The organism is Rhizobium grahamii CCGE 502 (assembly GCF_000298315.2).
In the GTDB taxonomy this organism is placed as follows: domain Bacteria; phylum Pseudomonadota; class Alphaproteobacteria; order Rhizobiales; family Rhizobiaceae; genus Rhizobium; species Rhizobium grahamii.
This window is the reverse complement of sequence record NZ_AEYE02000007.1, coordinates 1-17,203: the sequence shown is the minus strand read 5'-3', so window position 1 is coordinate 17,203 and position 17,203 is coordinate 1. Positions and strand designations below refer to the sequence as shown.

The 17,203-nt window shown below is 61.5% G+C and carries 11 protein-coding genes; 4 read left to right on the top strand and 7 right to left on the bottom strand.

Going from position 1 to position 17,203, the window contains the following annotated elements:
- Window positions 1–35: 35 nt before the first annotated feature.
- A complete protein-coding gene (locus tag RGCCGE502_RS05525) occupies window positions 36–338 on the bottom strand; it encodes an alkylphosphonate utilization protein (protein WP_016553176.1) in 303 nt (100 codons plus the stop codon).
- A 414-nt stretch (window positions 339–752) separates the two neighbouring features.
- On the opposite strand from RGCCGE502_RS05525, the gene RGCCGE502_RS05520 reads away from it, so the two are divergent.
- Window positions 753–2,273, top strand: a complete 1,521-nt coding sequence (locus RGCCGE502_RS05520) for an ABC-F family ATP-binding cassette domain-containing protein (protein WP_016553175.1) — start codon at window positions 753–755, stop codon at window positions 2,271–2,273.
- A 122-nt stretch (window positions 2,274–2,395) separates the two neighbouring features.
- Window positions 2,396–2,836, top strand: a complete 441-nt coding sequence (locus RGCCGE502_RS05515) for a hypothetical protein (RefSeq protein WP_016553174.1) — start codon at window positions 2,396–2,398, stop codon at window positions 2,834–2,836.
- Between the two features lie 253 nt (window positions 2,837–3,089).
- On the opposite strand, the gene RGCCGE502_RS05510 is transcribed toward RGCCGE502_RS05515, so the two are convergent.
- Window positions 3,090–4,337 (bottom strand): type 1 periplasmic-binding domain-containing protein, encoded by a 1,248-nt coding sequence (locus tag RGCCGE502_RS05510; protein ID WP_016553173.1) that lies wholly within the window; start codon window positions 4,335–4,337, stop codon window positions 3,090–3,092.
- Between the two features lie 229 nt (window positions 4,338–4,566).
- Here RGCCGE502_RS05510 and RGCCGE502_RS05505 point away from each other — a divergent pair, with 229 nt between their 5' ends.
- Window positions 4,567–5,535 (top strand): transglutaminase-like cysteine peptidase, encoded by a 969-nt coding sequence (locus RGCCGE502_RS05505; protein ID WP_016553172.1) that lies wholly within the window; start codon window positions 4,567–4,569, stop codon window positions 5,533–5,535.
- A 70-nt stretch (window positions 5,536–5,605) separates the two neighbouring features.
- Here the strand turns inward: RGCCGE502_RS05505 and RGCCGE502_RS05500 are convergent, their stop codons facing one another.
- The 4 genes from RGCCGE502_RS05500 to RGCCGE502_RS05485 are packed head-to-tail and all read right to left on the bottom strand — an operon-like array spanning window position 5,606 to window position 11,101.
- Complete coding sequence (locus RGCCGE502_RS05500) at window positions 5,606–6,265, bottom strand: ribbon-helix-helix domain-containing protein (protein ID WP_016553171.1); 660 nt, start codon at window positions 6,263–6,265, stop codon at window positions 5,606–5,608.
- Entirely contained in the window at window positions 6,266–7,561 is a 1,296-nt protein-coding gene (locus RGCCGE502_RS05495; RefSeq protein WP_016553170.1) for an HlyD family type I secretion periplasmic adaptor subunit, read from the bottom strand.
- Window positions 7,558–9,720, bottom strand: a complete 2,163-nt coding sequence (locus RGCCGE502_RS05490) for a type I secretion system permease/ATPase (RefSeq protein WP_016553169.1) — start codon at window positions 9,718–9,720, stop codon at window positions 7,558–7,560. Before RGCCGE502_RS05490 ends, RGCCGE502_RS05495 begins: the two co-directional genes overlap by 4 nt.
- A gap of 19 nt (window positions 9,721–9,739) precedes the next feature.
- Window positions 9,740–11,101: a TolC family outer membrane protein gene (locus RGCCGE502_RS05485; protein ID WP_040674036.1), complete on the bottom strand. Its 1,362-nt coding sequence runs from the start codon at window positions 11,099–11,101 to the stop codon at window positions 9,740–9,742.
- 317 nt (window positions 11,102–11,418) lie between these two features.
- Between RGCCGE502_RS05485 and RGCCGE502_RS05480 the strand changes: the two genes are divergently transcribed.
- Entirely contained in the window at window positions 11,419–12,180 is a 762-nt protein-coding gene (locus tag RGCCGE502_RS05480) for a GGDEF domain-containing protein (protein ID WP_016553167.1), read from the top strand.
- Window positions 12,181–12,649: 469 nt separating this feature from the next.
- Here the strand turns inward: RGCCGE502_RS05480 and RGCCGE502_RS05470 are convergent.
- Window positions 12,650–17,203: tandem-95 repeat protein (locus tag RGCCGE502_RS05470; RefSeq protein ID WP_016553165.1), on the bottom strand; the 4,554-nt coding region annotated here is incomplete at its 5' end.

Genomic DNA, 17,203 nt, shown 5'->3' with positions numbered 1-17,203 from the left:
GTTATCGCCCTTCCGCCCAGCGATAGGCGTGTCGTCTAGCGCTTGCGGACAAATTCCGTGCGCAGCACAAGGCCCTTGATGGCGTCGTGGCGGCAATCGATCTCTTCAGGATTGTCCGTCAGCCTGATCGACTTGATGACCGTACCCTGCTTCAGCGTCTGATTGGCGCCCTTCACCTTCAGGTCCTTGATGAGGGTGACGGAGTCGCCATCCCTGAGGACGTTTCCGGAAGCGTCCCGGACCTCGGCATTTCCCTGCCCGGCGGCGGCCAATTCGGAAGCCGGACGCCATTCACCCGTCACTTCGTCATAGACGTATTCGTCGTCACCGCCTGCCATGGCGCTTCTCCTAGAGTTCAGAATTTTACCTGTCGGGGCCGCTTACAACAACCAAGCCGCCTCGCGCAAGTTGGCCTGCGGTCCGCCTGCTGAAGGCCCGACAACCGCCTCGATTGCATTTTTTCCTGCCGGATGGTATTTCGCCTATGCACTCAAAGAGAAAGGAGGGTCGCGTGCAAAATTTCTATTTCCGGTTCAACCGGCAACGTGGCCCCGTCAACGCCCTGCAAATGCGTTTGCAGGGCTGACCAGAGACCGTTTCTCACAAACTTTCTTCCTGGTCTGCCCCTCGTGGCAGCAGTTCGGGCATTCAGCTCGTCTGCAATTCCTCATCCACCGAGCTTGAGCACACGCACGCGATGACGGCTGTATGCCCTCGCTCGTGTGATCGTTCGGTAAGACCAGAGCAAGATCATGACCCTCATCAATATCCGCAATCTCGGCGTCACCCTTAGCGCACCGCTTTTTTCCAAGCTCGACCTCGTCATCAATCCTGGCGACCGTCTCGGACTGGTCGCTGCCAACGGCCGCGGCAAGTCCACCCTGCTCCGCTGCATCTCGGGGGCGCTGGAGGCAACCCACGGCGACATCACGCGCTCGCGCGGCTTGACGATCGGCTATGTCGAACAAGACGTGCCCGCCAAGCTGCTTGACCTGCCATTCCACGATGCTGTGCTGCAGCCGCTGCCCGCCGATCAGCAGGCGAACGAAAACTGGCGCGTCGACATCGTGCTCGACTCACTCGATGTGCCGGAATCCTTGCGCAGCCGCCCGGTCGGGCAGCTCAGCGGTGGCTGGCAACGGCTGGCGATGCTGGCGCGGACCTGGGTGATGGAGCCGGATGCGTTGCTGCTCGATGAACCGACGAACCACCTCGATCTCGCCAAGATTGCCGCCCTTGAGGATTGGCTGAATGCCCTGCCCCGTGATGTGCCCGTGATCATCTCCAGCCACGACCGCGCCTTTCTCGATGCCGTCACCAATCGTACGCTGTTCCTGCGGCCGGAGCAGTCGCAGGTCTTCTCCCTGCCCTACAGCCGGGCGCGGGCAGCACTTGACGAGACGGATGCGGCCGACCGGCGACGCTACGAACGCGACATGAAGACGGCCGAGCAGCTGCGCAAGCAGGCGGCGAAGCTCAACAATATCGGCATCAACTCCGGCAGCGACCTGCTGGTCGTCAAGACCAAGCAGCTGAAGCAACGTGCAGACAAGCTGGAGGATGCGGCCAAGCCTGCTCATCTCGAGCGGTCTGCCGGGGCAATCAAGCTTGGCAACCGCGGCACGCATGCCAAGGTGCTGGTGACGCTCGACGATGCCGAAGTCCGTACGCCGGATGGAACGCCGCTCTTCCGCACCGGCAAGCAGTTCATCTGCCAGGGCGACCGGATCGTCCTGCTCGGGGAGAACGGCGCCGGCAAATCGCGGCTGATTGCCATGTTGCGAAAGGCGATCGGCAACGCGGAGACGGCACAGGACGGCATCAAGGCCACCCCTTCATTGGTGCTCGGCTACAGCGACCAGGCGCTTGCCGACTTGAAGGACAGCGATACACCGATGGAGACGATCATCCGGCGCTTCGATGTCGGCGACCAGCGGGCTCGCGCGCTGCTGGCAGGCGCCGGCATGACCATCGACATGCAGTCGCGTCCGGTCGGGCGGCTTTCGGGCGGTCAGAAGGCGCGGCTCGGCATGCTGGTTCTGCGGCTGGCGGAGCCGAATTTCTATCTGCTCGACGAGCCGACCAACCATCTCGACATCGACGGACAGGAAGCGCTGGAAGGCGAACTCATGGCCCATCAGGCAAGTTGCCTCGTCGTCTCCCACGACCGCAGCTTCGTGCGCGCCATCGGCAACCGGTTCTGGCAGATCGAACGCCGACGGCTGATCGAAGTGGAGAGCCCGGAGCCCTTCTTCGCGGCTGCACGGCCTTAGCGTACAGGCTCGTTGCAAGAAGGCGGTGGCGAGGCATGGCAACCCTCGCCCAAGCGGCGAATTGCTAGGAGAGGCGATAGAGAGTACAATTTTCGACAGTCATTCGACTGGGGGACTAGGCAATGAGCAGACTGTTGATTCTGTCGGCTGGCGCCATCCTGGCACTGGCTTCCGTGGCGTCCGCTGCGCCGGCTATGCAACCGCTGAAGATTTCCAAGGAATGTAGCCAGTACACCGGCCAGACGCCGAGCTTCTGCACGATTACGGAATCGAACCTCGCGGCGATCCCGGCGGGCACCAAGATCCTCTACTATGGGCCGGTGACGGGCAGTTCGCTTTTCGGCAGCAGTACGACGGTTATTGCTGTCGGAAACGGAGACACCGCGGTCGGGTACTGCGTCACCTACGACACCGCCAGCCCGATGCAGGGAACCTGTGCGTTTCATGCCGGCAGCGGAACGCTCGCCGGATTCCAAGCGGTCGTCAAGGTGACCGTCGACGACAAGCAAATCTATCACTGGGACGGAGGCTACCTACTTGGCGCCGACGAAGCCGCCAAGTGAGAGCAAACGCAAGTCTGGCCGTTTGACGTGAATTCGTGCCCTGACTCCTAATTGATAGGTGACAGTGGCGGATTATCTGTGAGGGCCGGATCCTCGGGCGATCGGCCGCCTCTCAGGAGGGGCTGGCGTGCGAAAGCCTACCCTTATGCCGGGCAAAGGATACGCACCTGCCGGCCTGCTCCCGACGCGCGCTGCGCGGACGCCGGACGATAGGGGATTTATCCTTGGATTGATGACCCCAGGAATGCTGCTATCAGAACGAGGGCGGCGTGGCGCCAAGCAAGGTGAGTTTTCCGCCGCTGAGGGAATAGAGGCTCATCTTGCGTTCCACCGTGCCGGACGGCATCAGCCTGAAGAGGCCGGTCACGCCGCGGAAGCCGACCTTGCTGGTCAGGTTCTGCGCGTTCATCCCTTCCGGCCCCTTTGTCCGGACGATGCCCGAGGCGACCGCCACGGCGTCGTAGCCGTAAGCCGCATCGGTGGAGAGCGTCCGCTTGTAGTGACGCTGATAGCGCTCGGCGATCATCGTCGCGCCCTCGGGCTCGACCATGGCAATCACGGCACCGGCGACTGAAGGATTGGAGTGCGCCTGCGGCGGCCAGGCATTGGTGCCGACGAAGGTAACGTTCGTCGTACCGCTCGCCTTTATCGCGCCGGCAATGGTCGTCGTGATCACCGTTTTCCCGAGGACGAGCACGGTGTCGGCATTCTGCAGATTGGCAGTGCTCCTTTTGACGGCGTCCGCCGCCGACGCGTCTGTCAGGTCGTAACGGGTGAGCCCCAGATATGTGCTGCCGCCGACGCGAATAGCACTTGCCAGACGTTCCTCGCCTGCAGCCGGAAAGTCACTCTGCGCAAAAACCACCACCTTCTTGTGGCCGCTGGCAGCGGCCACCCGGACGCCCTCGATGGCGCTGTCGATCTCATCGGAGACGAAGTTGTAGACATTCCCCGATGTAGGCGGCACGGGCGCACCGAGATTTAGCAGAGGCGGCCGCTGATCGGCAGGGATCGAGGCGACAGCGGCGGTGACGGCCGCCGATGCATAGCTGACAAGAAGCACGGAACCGCGCGCCTTAGCGGCACTCACAGCCGTGGCCGCAGCGGGAGCGCCGGAGGCCACGTTGACAACCTTGACAAAGACCTGGTTGCCGCCGAGTTCTCCGACACCGAGGCCGGCGCCGTCGCGCACATCGCGTGCAGCGCCCTCATAGATACCTGTCGCACCCTTCGGCAGCAGTAGCGTGATTTCCGCGCCGGTTTCGCCAAAGCTCTCATCAACCTCGCTCGAGGGTGGCTTGATGTCATTGGTCTTGACGTTCTTGGCGATGCCATCGACATCGGACTGGCATCCCGAGAGCGCACCGCAGGCAACAACGATCGACACTGCGAGAACAGATTTGATGAGTTTCAGGGGGCCGGTGCCTTCCCGAGGCGGCGCATGGCGCGCCGCGCGTAAACCATGCGAGCGTTGCACCTGCTCGATCGAATGCACCTTCACCGTTTCCCCACTCTCTCAATCACGGCCTTTTTCCGGCCTTTTGGCAGGGCTTCATATCTGCACAAGCGACCCGCGAAAGCAAACCCTTCGCCCAAACTTGGTTGATGGACACACTAAACTTTTATGTTCTTTTGAATGGATAATTTATCCCGCCCTTATCTACGCTTAAATACCTGATTTTTATAGCTGTTTTGTACGTTGTCCTCACCCAAGAAGAGGCGACGATTTCATGAAGCGCAGTATAATAACAAACAACATTGCCGCTTTTACTCTGGCTGCATTTGCGGCCACTGTTGCACCGAATCTTTCCGACGCGTCGGTCCTGCCGTCCCCACAGATTTCAAGCGCGATGTACTCCGCCGATTTCGCAGCCGATGCGGCGCGCGCGCTGTCCTTCGGCAGCGTTGCCAGCCTCGTCAGCCTGGCGACGAACGATATCGCAAAGACCATCGCCAACATCGATGTCGCCGCACTGACCCGAACGCTGCAGCCCGAGCCAGCCGGTTGGGTTAAGGAGAGCGTTGCGCCGGAACAGCCGATCGCGCGCGCGACGATTGCAGCGCCGACCGGCACTGCCGCGTTTGGAACCGTCGCCATCCCTTTCAAGCGGCTCGCCGCATTGAAGAAATTCGCACCTTCGCTGTCGGAAATGGCTGATGGAACCGCCATCGACTGCAGCGCGGCTCAATGCTCCGAAGCGACGACGGCGATCAAGGTTGCCTTTACCAAAACGTCGCAGTCCTCGATCCGCGACAAGTTGAACGCAGTCAACGTCGCCATCAACCACGCGATCCGCTACAGCCGAGACATCGACACCTACAAGATGGCCGATTACTGGGCGACGCCGGCCGAGACGCTGTCACGCCAGCAGGGCGATTGCGAAGATTTTGCGATCCTGAAGATGGCGGCTCTGCATGCCGACGGCGTCGACCTCAAGGACATGTCCGTTGTCGTCCTTTTTGATCAGAGGCGTCACTTCTACCACGCGGTGCTTTCCGTCGCGGTCAACGGCAACCGCTTCATCCTCGACAACATGCGTGACGAGGTGCTGCCGGACACGAAACTACCCGACTACGTTCCGCTCTATTCGATCGCGGACGGCAAGGGCTACCTCCACGGAACCCGCACCGGCGCCAAGCAGGTGGCTTCGGCCATTCCGTTGGAAAAGGTAGCACCCGGCGAAGGTGTAGCGTTCTGAAGTAACCATGGCTGGGGCAACGGAAAGGCGGCTGAATTTCAGCCGCCTTTCCCGTGTCCGCATTTAGCGATCAGTAGCGCGAGACGTAGCCAATCAGCATCGGCTTCTCGTGCGTCGGTGCGAGAGCCAGATTGATCTGGCCTTTCATCGAGGCCGCTCCGACGGCGATCGTGAAGCCGGTGTTCAGCGTCTTGCCTCTGTTGCGATAAAGCGTGGCGATGGCTTCGTCGATCTGTGTATCGATCGAAAACCGCAAGGTCTTCGTCAACTGCGCCGCATCGCCAAGCGGCAGGCGCTGGCGGAGCATAGTCAGGAAGGGATCGTTGAAGAGTTGGATCTTCTTTTCCTGGGTCAGCAGGATTGTCGGTGACGGCGACGCCTGAATGATGGCGTTGACGTTAGCCATCGATGAGGCGTCCTCGACTGTATCCAGCCGACGCAGCGCCCATTTGAAGCTGAGCACACGCAGCAGCGACGCAAGGTTGCCAGACTCCGGCATCTGCGAGGCGGTGTAGTGCACGAGGTCGGCAGTGCTCATCTTGCCCGCCGACGACATGCGGCCGAGGCCATCCCAGTAGATCCCCTCGAGACGGATGCCGCGACGCTCGCCGCCCCGACCGACGACCGCCCGGAAGCGCGGCTCGATCTCGTCAGCGGCGACGGCAGGCAAAGGCTCTTCAATCGGCTCGAGTTCAGAGAGGGCATTGCTGCTTGGCTTGACGATCAACATCTATCGCTCCGTCAGCGCTTCGCTGCGCGCCTTGTTGATCGGTTTCATCAGGTAGCTCAGCACCGTCTTGTTGCCGGTCATGATCTCGACCGATGCGACCATGCCGGGGATGATCGGGTAGGACTTGCCGTTGCGCTCCAGGGCGGACTTGTCGGTCTTGACCTGCACGAGATAGTAGGTCTCGCCCTTTTCCTTCTCCACCAGACTATCGGCAGAGATGTTCTCGACAATGCCCTCGAGGCCGCCGAAGATCGAGAAGTCATAGGCGGTGATCTTGACGACGGCCGGCTGGCCGCGGCGCACGAAGGCGACGTCGCGCGGCGAAATCTTGGCTTCAACGAGCAGCGTATCAGCGGTCGGTACGATACCGGCGATGACACGGCCCGGATCGACATAGGCGCCGATGGTGTTGACCTCAAGCGTGTTGACGATGCCGTCGACAGGCGAGCGGATATCGGTGCGCTTGACGCGGTCGGACGCGCCGCGGATCGTCTCGTCGACGACGGAGAGCTCGGCCAGCGCCTGCGCCTTGTCCGTCAGCGCCTGCTGGCGCAATTCGAGGGCAAGATCACCGAGCTGCAACTTGGCTTCCTGCACGGCGGCCTGCAGCCGGTCGATGCTTTCCTGGTACACCTTGAGCTGGCCCTGCTGGTCGGTGAGATCGCGCTCGGTTTTCAGCACTTCCGTCTGGGCGACCAGCTTTTTCTGGGCCAACGGATGAATGAGGTCGTATTGGCGCTGCGCTCCTTCGATATTCTGCTCCAGCCGATCGATATTGGCGTGCGCTTCGCCCAGTTCGTTCTCGCGCTGGCGGACGCGTTCCTGCAACACCCCGAGCTTGTTCTGGTAGCTCGCACGATCAGCGGCGAAGAGCTTCTCCTCGTTGCTGCAGACGTCCTTGGCGACCGACATGATTTCTTCGGGGCAGACGAACGCGGCGTCGTATTGGCCGGCCTCCTCGAGCTTCAGCCGTGCAACCTTGGCACCTAGAGCCCGCGCCTTGGCGACCGATTCGCCGAGGGTCGAGGTCGTCGTGGTGTTGTCCAGCTGAACGAGCAGCTGACCTTTGCGGACGACCTGACCGAGAACGACGGCGATTTGCTGGACTACGCCGGGCTCCGAGGACTGGATGATCTGCGTCTTCGAGACAGGAATGACCTTGCCCTCACCGCGGGCGATCTCGTTGATGTCAGCGATCGCCGCCCAGGCGATGAAGCTCGCAACAACGAGCGCCACCAATGCCAGAATGCCGCGGGCGAGAAGCGGAGGATTGTCGTGCCGATTGTTCAGGCTCATGACTGCGCTCCCGCCGGCTTGCGCTGCATGGCTTCGATGACCGCATTCTTCGGCCCGTCGGCGATGATCCGGCCCTTGTCGACGACGATCAGGCGATCGACGAGCTCAAGCATGCTGTAGCGATGGGTGGCAATCAGAAGCGTGGTGTCGCGGCTGATCGCCTGCGACAGGCGCGCAATCAGGTTGCGCTCGGTGGCCAGATCCATGGCGCCAGACGGCTCGTCGAGAAACACGATCTTCGGTTTCGTGAGCAATAGACGGGCGATCGTCAGCGCCTGCTTCTGGCCGCTCGACAGGTTGGTGCCGCGCTCGCCGACCGGCATGTCGAAGCCGCGCGGATGGTTGCCAACGAACTCGTCGACGCCGGTCATACGCGCTACCTCGAGGAGTTCCTCGTCGGTCGCGTCGGCGCGTCCGATCAGCAGATTTTCCTTCACCGTCCCGGAAAAGAGATCGGACGACTGGCCAGCCACGGCGACCGCCGAGCGAACTTCGGCCATGTGATACTGGCGGATGTCGACGCCATCGATCAGTACGCGACCGCCCGAAGGGCAAAACAGCCCGTCGAGTAAGCGACCGAGCGTCGTCTTGCCCGAGCCGATGCGGCCGATGATGCCGATCCGCTCGCCGGGCTTCACTGTAAAGGACAGCTTGTTGATGACCGGATAGTCCGAGCCCGGGTACTGGAACGAGACATCCTGGAAGCTGAAGGCGCCGCGGGTGATCTCCCGGTTGACGAAGCCGACGGTCGACGGGCGGTCGTCCGGCTGTTCCATGATCTTGTCCAGGATGCGAAGCGACATGGTTGCCTGGCGGAAGCGCGCCAGCGTCATGGCGATCTGGCCGAGCGGCGCGCCGGCGCGGCTTGCCAGCATGACGGTCGCGACGATCGCGCCCATGGCAATCCGTCCCTCTGAAAACTCGTAGGTGCCGGCAATCACGATCAGGACGCTCACCATCTGCTGGATGAACATTGTCAGGTTGATGGCATTCGTCGAGATATGCTTGATGTCCTCGCTGGTGCGGCTCGAATACTTGGTCAGTTCCTGCCAACGGCGCAGCATCGTCGCTTCGGCGCGCAGGCTCTTCAGCGTTTCGATCGTCGAAATCGTCTCCACCAACAGCGACTGGCGGCGCGATGCCTCGTTGGCGGCGGTCGCCATACGCTTGCCGATCGCCGCCTGCGCATAGAGGCCGATAACGACGGACAAGACGAACGCTACCGCCGGGATCACCACAAGCCAGCCAGCGATCAGGTAAATGACGCCGAGAAAGATGAAGACAAACAGACTGTCGATCAGCACGCCGATGGTGTTCGACGTGAAGAACTCGCGAACAAATTCGTACTGGGTGACGCGGTTGGCATATTCGCCCGTCGACATCGGCCGCGAGGCGAGTGTCGAATTGAGCACCTTGTCGAAGAGTAGCTGCGAGAGGCGCAGGTCCGCCTTGCGGCCCGCATAATCGATCAGCGAGGAGCGTGCCGTCTTCAGCAGGAAGTCGAAGATATAGGCGAGCGAAATGCCCGCGGCCAAGACCCAAAGCGTCGGGATCGCTTTGTTCGGCAGCACCCGGTCATAGACGTTCATCGTAAACAGCGGCGAGCCGAGCGCAATCAGATTGATGAACAGCGCCGCGACCATCACGCGGACATAGGTGCGCCAGTAAGGCGCAAGCGTGGTTGCCAGCCAATGCCGCTTCTCGATCTCGACCGCATTGCCGACGAGCGCCTCTTCCGAGGCGTTCTGATAGTAAAGCGTAAAGGCGAATGCGAGTTGTGGCTTCAGCGCCAGGAATTCTTCCCGCGTCAGACGGATTGCGTTGCCGGCAATCGGAACGATATCCGTGACATAGGAGCCGTCCTCGGCGATCTCGAGCAGCGGCAGCACGCTGCCATCGGCGAATGCGACAATCGCCGGGCAATCGAAATTGCCCTGGCGACATTCGCGCTCCTGATGCTTTATCACCTGCAGGCCAATGCGCTCGGCCATCCGCTCGACATCGTCCAGCTCAAGCGACTCGGTCACCTCGTCCGGAAGACCGGAGAAGAGGACCGTGTCGGAGCTTGGTCGGCCATAGAACGCAGCCACGGATTTGAATGCGGCTTTGAATGTCTGCAGCGGTGTGCTGCTGGAGGTCTCGAGCGCTACGTTCAGCATTGTTCCATGGCCACGTCGACTACTGCTGTCGAATTGGCGCTAGAAGGTCCAGGGGCATGCCGGCTTTCTGATGGGAATCAAGCTCGACGTATCCGGGATTCGCGACGCCCGCGGGGACAACAAACTCTTCCCGCGCATAAGGTTTGGACTGCTCGACCGGCTTCAGCTTCATCGTCTGAAGCAGATTGCCGGAGGCGGCCAGGATCTTGTACTCGGCAAACTGCGACGCGACGCGCGCAGTATCGGCAAGAACCTGCGTGTTGAAGCGCGTGTTCTGCGCATCGAGCACGTCGAGCAGCGAACGCTGGCCGACCTTGAACTGCTCGCGATAGGAGCCAACGAGCTGGTTATTGATCGAGGCCTGCTTGTTGAGGATACCGGAGAGCTCGCCACGGCTGACGCGCTCATTCCAGGCAGAACGGACCGACTCCGAGACCTCTCGCTGAACCTGGGCGAGATTGTAGCGCTGCTCGTCGGCACGACGGATCTGCTCCTGCTCGCGAGCAACGTCGATACCGCCACGATAAAGGTTCCAGCGCGCAACAACGCGAACCTGATAGTCGTTGGTGTTGCCCGCGTCGCCGTCGATATCGTTGCCGACACGGGCGGTGCCTTCGAGGTTGACCTTTGGCATGTAGTTGGCGCGCGCGCCGCGGACGCCAGCGTCGGCCGCATCGACATCAGCATTGGCCGAATAGATGCGCGGGCTGTTCTTGGCGGCGACGAACACTGCATCGTTCAGCGTCTTCGGAACGTACCTGCCAACCGACGGCGGCGTCTGCGCATTGGCAATCGGCTCGCCAACGACCTGGAGGAAGCGGATCTTCGTCTGCTCCAGCTCTTCCTGCGCTTCGCGCAGCCGCGCCTTGGCGGCCTGCAGACGCTCGCTGCCCTGCAGGCGGTCGGCGTCCGTCAGGGCACCGCCCTTGATGCTCTCGTCGATATCGCCGACCATCTGCGTGTGGAAGGCGACGTTCTGCTTGGCAGCAGCCACGATCTGATTCTGGAGCACATATTCCAGATAGTCTTGCGTCACTTCGAGGGCGAGCGATTCGGAACGCTCGAGAACCCGAAAGGAGGCGCCATCGACGCGCGAGGCCTGCTGCTGCACCTGGGCGCGACGGCTGCCGCCATCGTACAGTGTCTGCGAGATCGTCAGACCAACATCGCCCGGAGACAGATAGTCGTGATCGTCTCTGAGCGACCCGGAGCTGGCATTCGACAGCCGACGACGACCAATACCGCTTTCCAAGTCTACCGATGGCAAGTATAGACCACGCGCCTGGCGCAGTTCAAACTCTACAGCTTCACGGTCCTTCGCAGCTTGCAAGATCTGCGGGTTCGTTTTCATCGTCTTTTCGATGGCCTGCTGCAGAGACATTGCATTGGCATCAGCATAAAACGAAAAATTTAAAGCAACCGTCGCAGACAATGCTGCAAAAATTCTTTTGCCCTTAAACAAGATCGATGCCCCTCAACATCAAAGATTCACACGGCGTACCCGTATACCAAAGACTTTTCTTCGGCAAATAAGTAACACCAATCTTTCCACATTCCAATTGCGACCGCGAGCATTCGTGCCAAAACAGTTAATCGCGGTGGACAACTGCCTAAAGCAAGAATTTTACAGGATTTTTTAACGGGGGTTTTGCCCGGACCTGTTTATCTGGTACTACTTTCAAACGGACATGACCCGCGATGAATTTAGGCCAGCGTTACTCTTCCGCCACAATCGTTTCAGCTCTTCGGATCGCCACCCTCGGCGCTGTCTGCTTCGCGGCCGGATCCGTCGGCGTTTTACTTATCTTAAACCTTCTCGTGCCGGATCGACCAATTTTGGTGGGATTTGTCGGCGCAAGCGTAATTTCGCTTTTTGTTGCATTTCCGCTGCTCTTGATCTTGCGGTTCAATGTCGCCGAACTCAAAAAACTACAGGAAGCCGTTAACTATACTGCGCGCCACGACGCCGTAACGAAGACGCTGAACGGAACGGCCTTTGCCGCGGCCGTCGAACACTACATCGACCGGCGCAAGCGAATCGCCACCGACGCCGGCGGCGTGATGATCGCCGTGGTCGTCGATACGCTGGATGAGATCAGCCGGCGCTACGGTCCGCAATGGGCCGACACGGTCATGCAGTCGCTGGCCGCCATCATCCAGTCCTCGGTCAGAAAGGGCGACCTTGTGGCCCGTCTTGCCACCAACGAACTCGGGGTGTTCCTGCCGGGCGCTACCGTCGAGAACGCCCAGGATGTCGGCACCCGTATCCGCCGGCGCGTGGCGGAAGCCTCCTTCTCTGACGAAGGCACGCCAATGAGCATCGGCATCCGTCTCGGCGGTGCGGTCTTCGAGGGGCCAACCGACTTCAACCACATCCGCCAGCTCGCCGACGAAATGGCGATGCAGCGCGGCGGCGACAGCGACGAGGCGATTCCGATGTCGCGGCTGCCGGCCGCTTGAGCTGATCGATTTGTGAAACCTTTGTGGAAGGGCGTCGAAAGACGCCCTTTTTTGTTGCCTAGCCTTTGACGAACATCGGATTCCACCCGGAAACGACGACTGAAACCGTCCTGGATCTCGGCATTCATATCCGCTGGAGTATCACTTGCGCCTCTCAAGGTGGGGGCGCGGGCCAATGTCATTGGGTATGCGGCTTCGCCGGAGCGGGCCAACTGACTTCACCACATCCCCCAACCGGTTGCTGAAACGGCGAGCCGACAGGCCGAGGGCGAAGAGCCATTCCGAAGTTGCGGCCGCCCGCGCCGACTGCGGCGGTTCGCAAGGATAGTGACCGAAGCCGACGCTCATTATTGCCAAACGGCGGCGGCGGTTGCCGGAGTTCCACTTGGCCGCTCTCCACCCGAACATACGCCAGAATGCAGAAAAGGCGCCCAAGGGCGCCTTTTCCTTCGCTGGTTTCATAAACCCATTAGCCGACGTGCGGCGCCGTCGTCGTATCGTGCTTGTCGTCGTAGAGGATCTTGACCGCTTCGGTGGTGTTCTGGAGAACCGCCACATCGTGCCAGCCGCCATTGGCGTTGACGCTGACCACGGTATCGGCACCTGCTACCGTCGTCTTGACGCTGGCGAGCGCCTCAGCTTCGGTCGCCTGATGACCGAGCAGGCTGTCGAGAAGCTTCGACACATCGAGCGTATCGCCTTCGCTGGCCTTGTAGTCGGTGATCACGTCGGCCATGTTGATGTTGCTCAACGCGTCAACATCAAGCACGAACGTGTCCGCCCCGCCGCCGCCGATGAGCGTGTCCTTGCCGGCGCCGCCCTCGAGGATGTTGGCGAGTGCGTTGCCGGTGAGCGTATCGGCGAGGTGCGTGCCGATGACGCCTTCGATGCTTTCGTAACCGACCTCCTGGAAAGTGCCTTGCCCCGCATTCCCCAGCGTGAAGTTTACTCCAGCGCCGAGGTGCGAGAAATCGAGAGTGTCAACACCGCCGTCGCCATGCAGATTGATACGCCCGGTCTGGTCGATAACGAAAGTGTCGTTACCATCGCCGCCCCACATATTGACGGCGTAAGCACCGCTATGCGCCACCAGAACATCGTCACCGGCGTCGCCGTATAGGTTGTCGTTCTTGCCACCGCTGATCAGCAAATCGTGGCCATCTCCGCCGTGCATGGCGTTTCGGGTGTTCTGATCGCCGGTGGCACCTACGAGGACGTCATTCCCGGCATTACCGGTCAGCGTGTGGGTGCTTCCGCTGCCAAAGGCGACAATGATGTCGTCGTGCGAGGTGCCAGTGAGGCCGCTCTCCACCGTTGCAGTGACGTGCGTTTTCGCCGCGCCATCGTAGACGTTGTAGGTGAACTCGTTGGTGGCACCGCTGCGCTTGAATAGGACGTCATCGCTCTCCGCCGTCACCTTATTGCTATCACCGGCAACATCGACCACCGAAAGCACGTTGCCGTCCGGATCGTAGGGGCTCCAGAGCAACGCCTCATGGGAGATCGATATGGTCTTGCCGTTGCCCGCATCGGTGAAGACAGTGATGTCGGCGGCGGCAACCGGGGCAGTATTTGCACCCACGACGGCGCTTGTCATGGCGATAGACGCGGTCGTGCTCGGGAAGCCCTGACCATCCGTATAGGTCGCGTAGACCGAGATCGTCTTACCGACGTCATCCCTGGTCAACTTATACGTGGTGGCATGGGCGTCGGAAATCTCGACGCCGTTGCGCAGCCAGTGATAGGTCATCGTCCCGTTGCCGTCCGGATCCGCCGTGGCGATCGCCGCCGTCAGCAGGTCGCCGACCTTCGGCGCACCCGCAGTCTGCGTGGTGTCGGTGATGGAGAGCTTCGCCTCGCCGTCGTTTACCGGCTTGACATCGATACTGACGGTGACAGGCGCGGAGTCCGCCGTTCCGTCGTTCGCCTTGTAGGTAAAGCTGTCGGCGCCGCTGTAGTTGGCCGCCGGCGTGTAGGTGAACGAGCCGTCGGCGTTGAGCGTCAGGCTTCCATGTGCCGGACCGTTGACGAGCACGCTCTTCAGCGTGTTGCCGTCGACGTCGCTGTCGTTGGCCAGAACCCCAGCCGCATTGATGACAAGTGCGGTGTCTTCGTCCGTCGTGTAGCTGTCGCCAGTGGCAACCGGCACTTCGTTAACGTTCGTAACGACGACATTGACGACCTGATCCGTGTAGATCCCATGGACGTCGGTCACCCGAACGGTCTCGGTCAACGCGTGGCCGTCACCGACCACCGGCGTGGTTTCGTAGTCGATCTGCGCTCCTTGCTTGACCACGATCTCGCCAGTGTCGGCATTGATGATGAACTTGTCATCCGCCGAGATCTGCGATGCTTGGCCATTGACGAGGAAGGCGTAGGTCAGCTTGTCGAGGCCGCCGTTGATATCGGCGGACTGCACTGTACCGACCGGAGTGCCGCCGACAACGTTCTCGGCGACCGACAGCGTTCCGGTCGCGCCGGACGGCGCTGCTTCCACCAGTGTCTCGACGGTCGCCGTGCCGTTTTTGAACTGGAACGCTTCGGCGCCGCTGATGTCAAAGGTTTTGCCGCCGATCGTGATGCGGAAGCCGTTCTCCGTCTGGACGGCGGTCGCGTCCTTCCAATCCACATCGCCGAAGATGATGGTGTCGTTGCCGGCACCGCCGTTGAAGACCACGTGTTCGTTCGAGGTCAGCTTCGACACATCCAGCGTGTCGTCGCCGTCACCGCCGTTGATCGTCAGCGTCGATGTCGCAAGACCGGTGCCCGAAAGGCTGCCGCTGACGACGAACGTGTCGTTGCCTCCGGCACCGTCGACAACCCACTCCTCAACATTCTTGGTCGCGACTTCGTAGTTCAGGTTGGTCGCGGCGGCACTGGTGTCGCCGGCCTCGATGTTGACGGCGAGATGATTAGCACTGTTCAACGAGATCGCGTTGATGTTGAAGGTCTCGGCCTGATTGGCGCCGGTGAGATGAAGCGTGTCATTGCCGTCGCCGCCATCGACCGTGTCCGACCCGTCGCCGCTGTTGTAGACGATGAGATCGCTGCCCGCGCCGGCGTCGATGGTATCGTTGCCGCCGCGGCCTTCGATCACGTCGCCGCCGTCGCCGCCGCTCAGCTCGTTGGCGCCGTCACTGCCCTGGAGATGGTCGCCGTAGCTCGTGCCGATGGCGTTTTCGAAGTTGGTGACGATGTCGGTCGATCCGCCGTGCTGCGCCGTCCCTGCTGCGAGGTCGATCGCGACCGGGCCGTTGACCAGCCCATACTTCAGGACGTCGATACCGTCGCCGCCATCGATGTTGATCGCGCCGGTCTGATTGCCGCCATAGACTTCGTCGTTGCCGCCGCCAAGATTGGCGGTGACCTTCGTTACTGAGGCAAGCTCGTTGAGGAAGAGGCCATTGCCTTCACCGTTGCCTTCAACGTCGACCGTAAGGCCCCCGAGGTTTCCTTGCAGGACGACCTGCTCGTAACCCTTGACATCGATTTCCAGCTTCTCGACGTTTTGGACGGAAAGCACGTCCGGCGTGCCGGCGTAGTGGTCGACGGTCACGTTGAAGCCGATGCTGGTATCCTTCACGTAGTAGCGGTTCTGCTCCACCGCGAGCCGCTCGATCTTCAGGGTGTCGATGTCGTCGCCGCCATCGATGCTGTCGGATCCGTCGCCGGCGACGGACTTACCGTTGCCGGGAGCGTAGACGAATGTATCGTTGCCGGCGTTGCCATAGAGCGTATCGCTGCCCGCACCGCCGATGATCGTGTCGTCGCCCTCACCACCGAAGACCGTGTCGTTGCCGGCACCGCCCCAGATCTCGTCGTTGCCCGTACCGCCGTTCAGCAGGTCGTCGCCGCCGAGGCCCGACAGGAGGTCGTTGCCTGTGCCGCCAAGCAACGTGTCGTTGCCAGCGCCGCCGCCGATGACGTCGTTGCCGCCCCTGCCGTCGATCGAAATGCCGCCGTTGATCCCATCGCTGACGTAGTTGTTGCCAACCAGGATGACGTCGTTGCCGGCGGTGCCGTTGATGATTTCGACGCCGGAGATGAAGCTCGGAGCCGAGTAGGCGTCGTAGACATATCCCGGAGCACCGGAGGCGTCGAGATTGATAACGTCCGTGCCCGTGCCGCCTGTGACCATATCGGCGGTCCCAGCGAGACCGTCGATGCTGACCTGCCGGGTCGTGCCGTCACCGAGCTCGACCGCTCGCGTGCCCGATCCGGTGACGTCCTGGCCAAGAACAAAGGTGTCGCTGCCAGCACCGCCACTCAGCGTGTCGCTTCCGAGCCCGCCGGTGATCCGGTCGTGGCCATCACCGCCTTCGATACGATCATTGAGATCGCCGCCAGTGATCGTGTCGTTGCCGGCGCCGGCATTGAAGGTCTGGCCAACATAGTGGCTTGCCAGCGGATCGCCTGCGTCGGGTAGACGTACGACGTCATCGCCATCGCCGGCGTTGAGATAGTTGCCGTCCTCGAACCAGTTGGCGTCATGCGCTGGGTCGTAGGCGAAGGTGTGCAGGTCGACCGTGTCGTTGCCGTCGGTAAAGACGTGGTCGACGACGCTGGTGATCGCCAGCGATGCCGTGGCCGTACCGCTGCTGTAAGCGCTGGTGCCACCGGTCGAGCCCGTCGTCGTCAGGTCGACGGTCGTGCCCTCCGTAGCACTCGTGCCGTCCCAGGCGTGGAAGGTGAGGGTCGGCTGGTCGATCTTCGTCTGCGGCGAGGTCGAATCTTCCGTCTGGACGTTCAGGTCCGGGACGAAGCGGACGAGAGAAGAAAGGCCAAGGACCAGGGCCGCGCTGTTGCTGGCCGAGAATGTGGCCCAGCTTTGCCCGTTGTCCGTGCTGTACGCCCAATGTCCACCGGTAGGCGAGCTGCCGCTGATCGCGATGCCCGCGACCGAACCGTCGACGTCCGACGCGTGGCCGGCGACGAGCGCGCTGACGAGCGTGCCGCCATTGGCCGAGGTGGAGGCGTCTTCGCTGATCGCCGTCAGGTTGGTGGCGCCGGTGATCACGGGCGC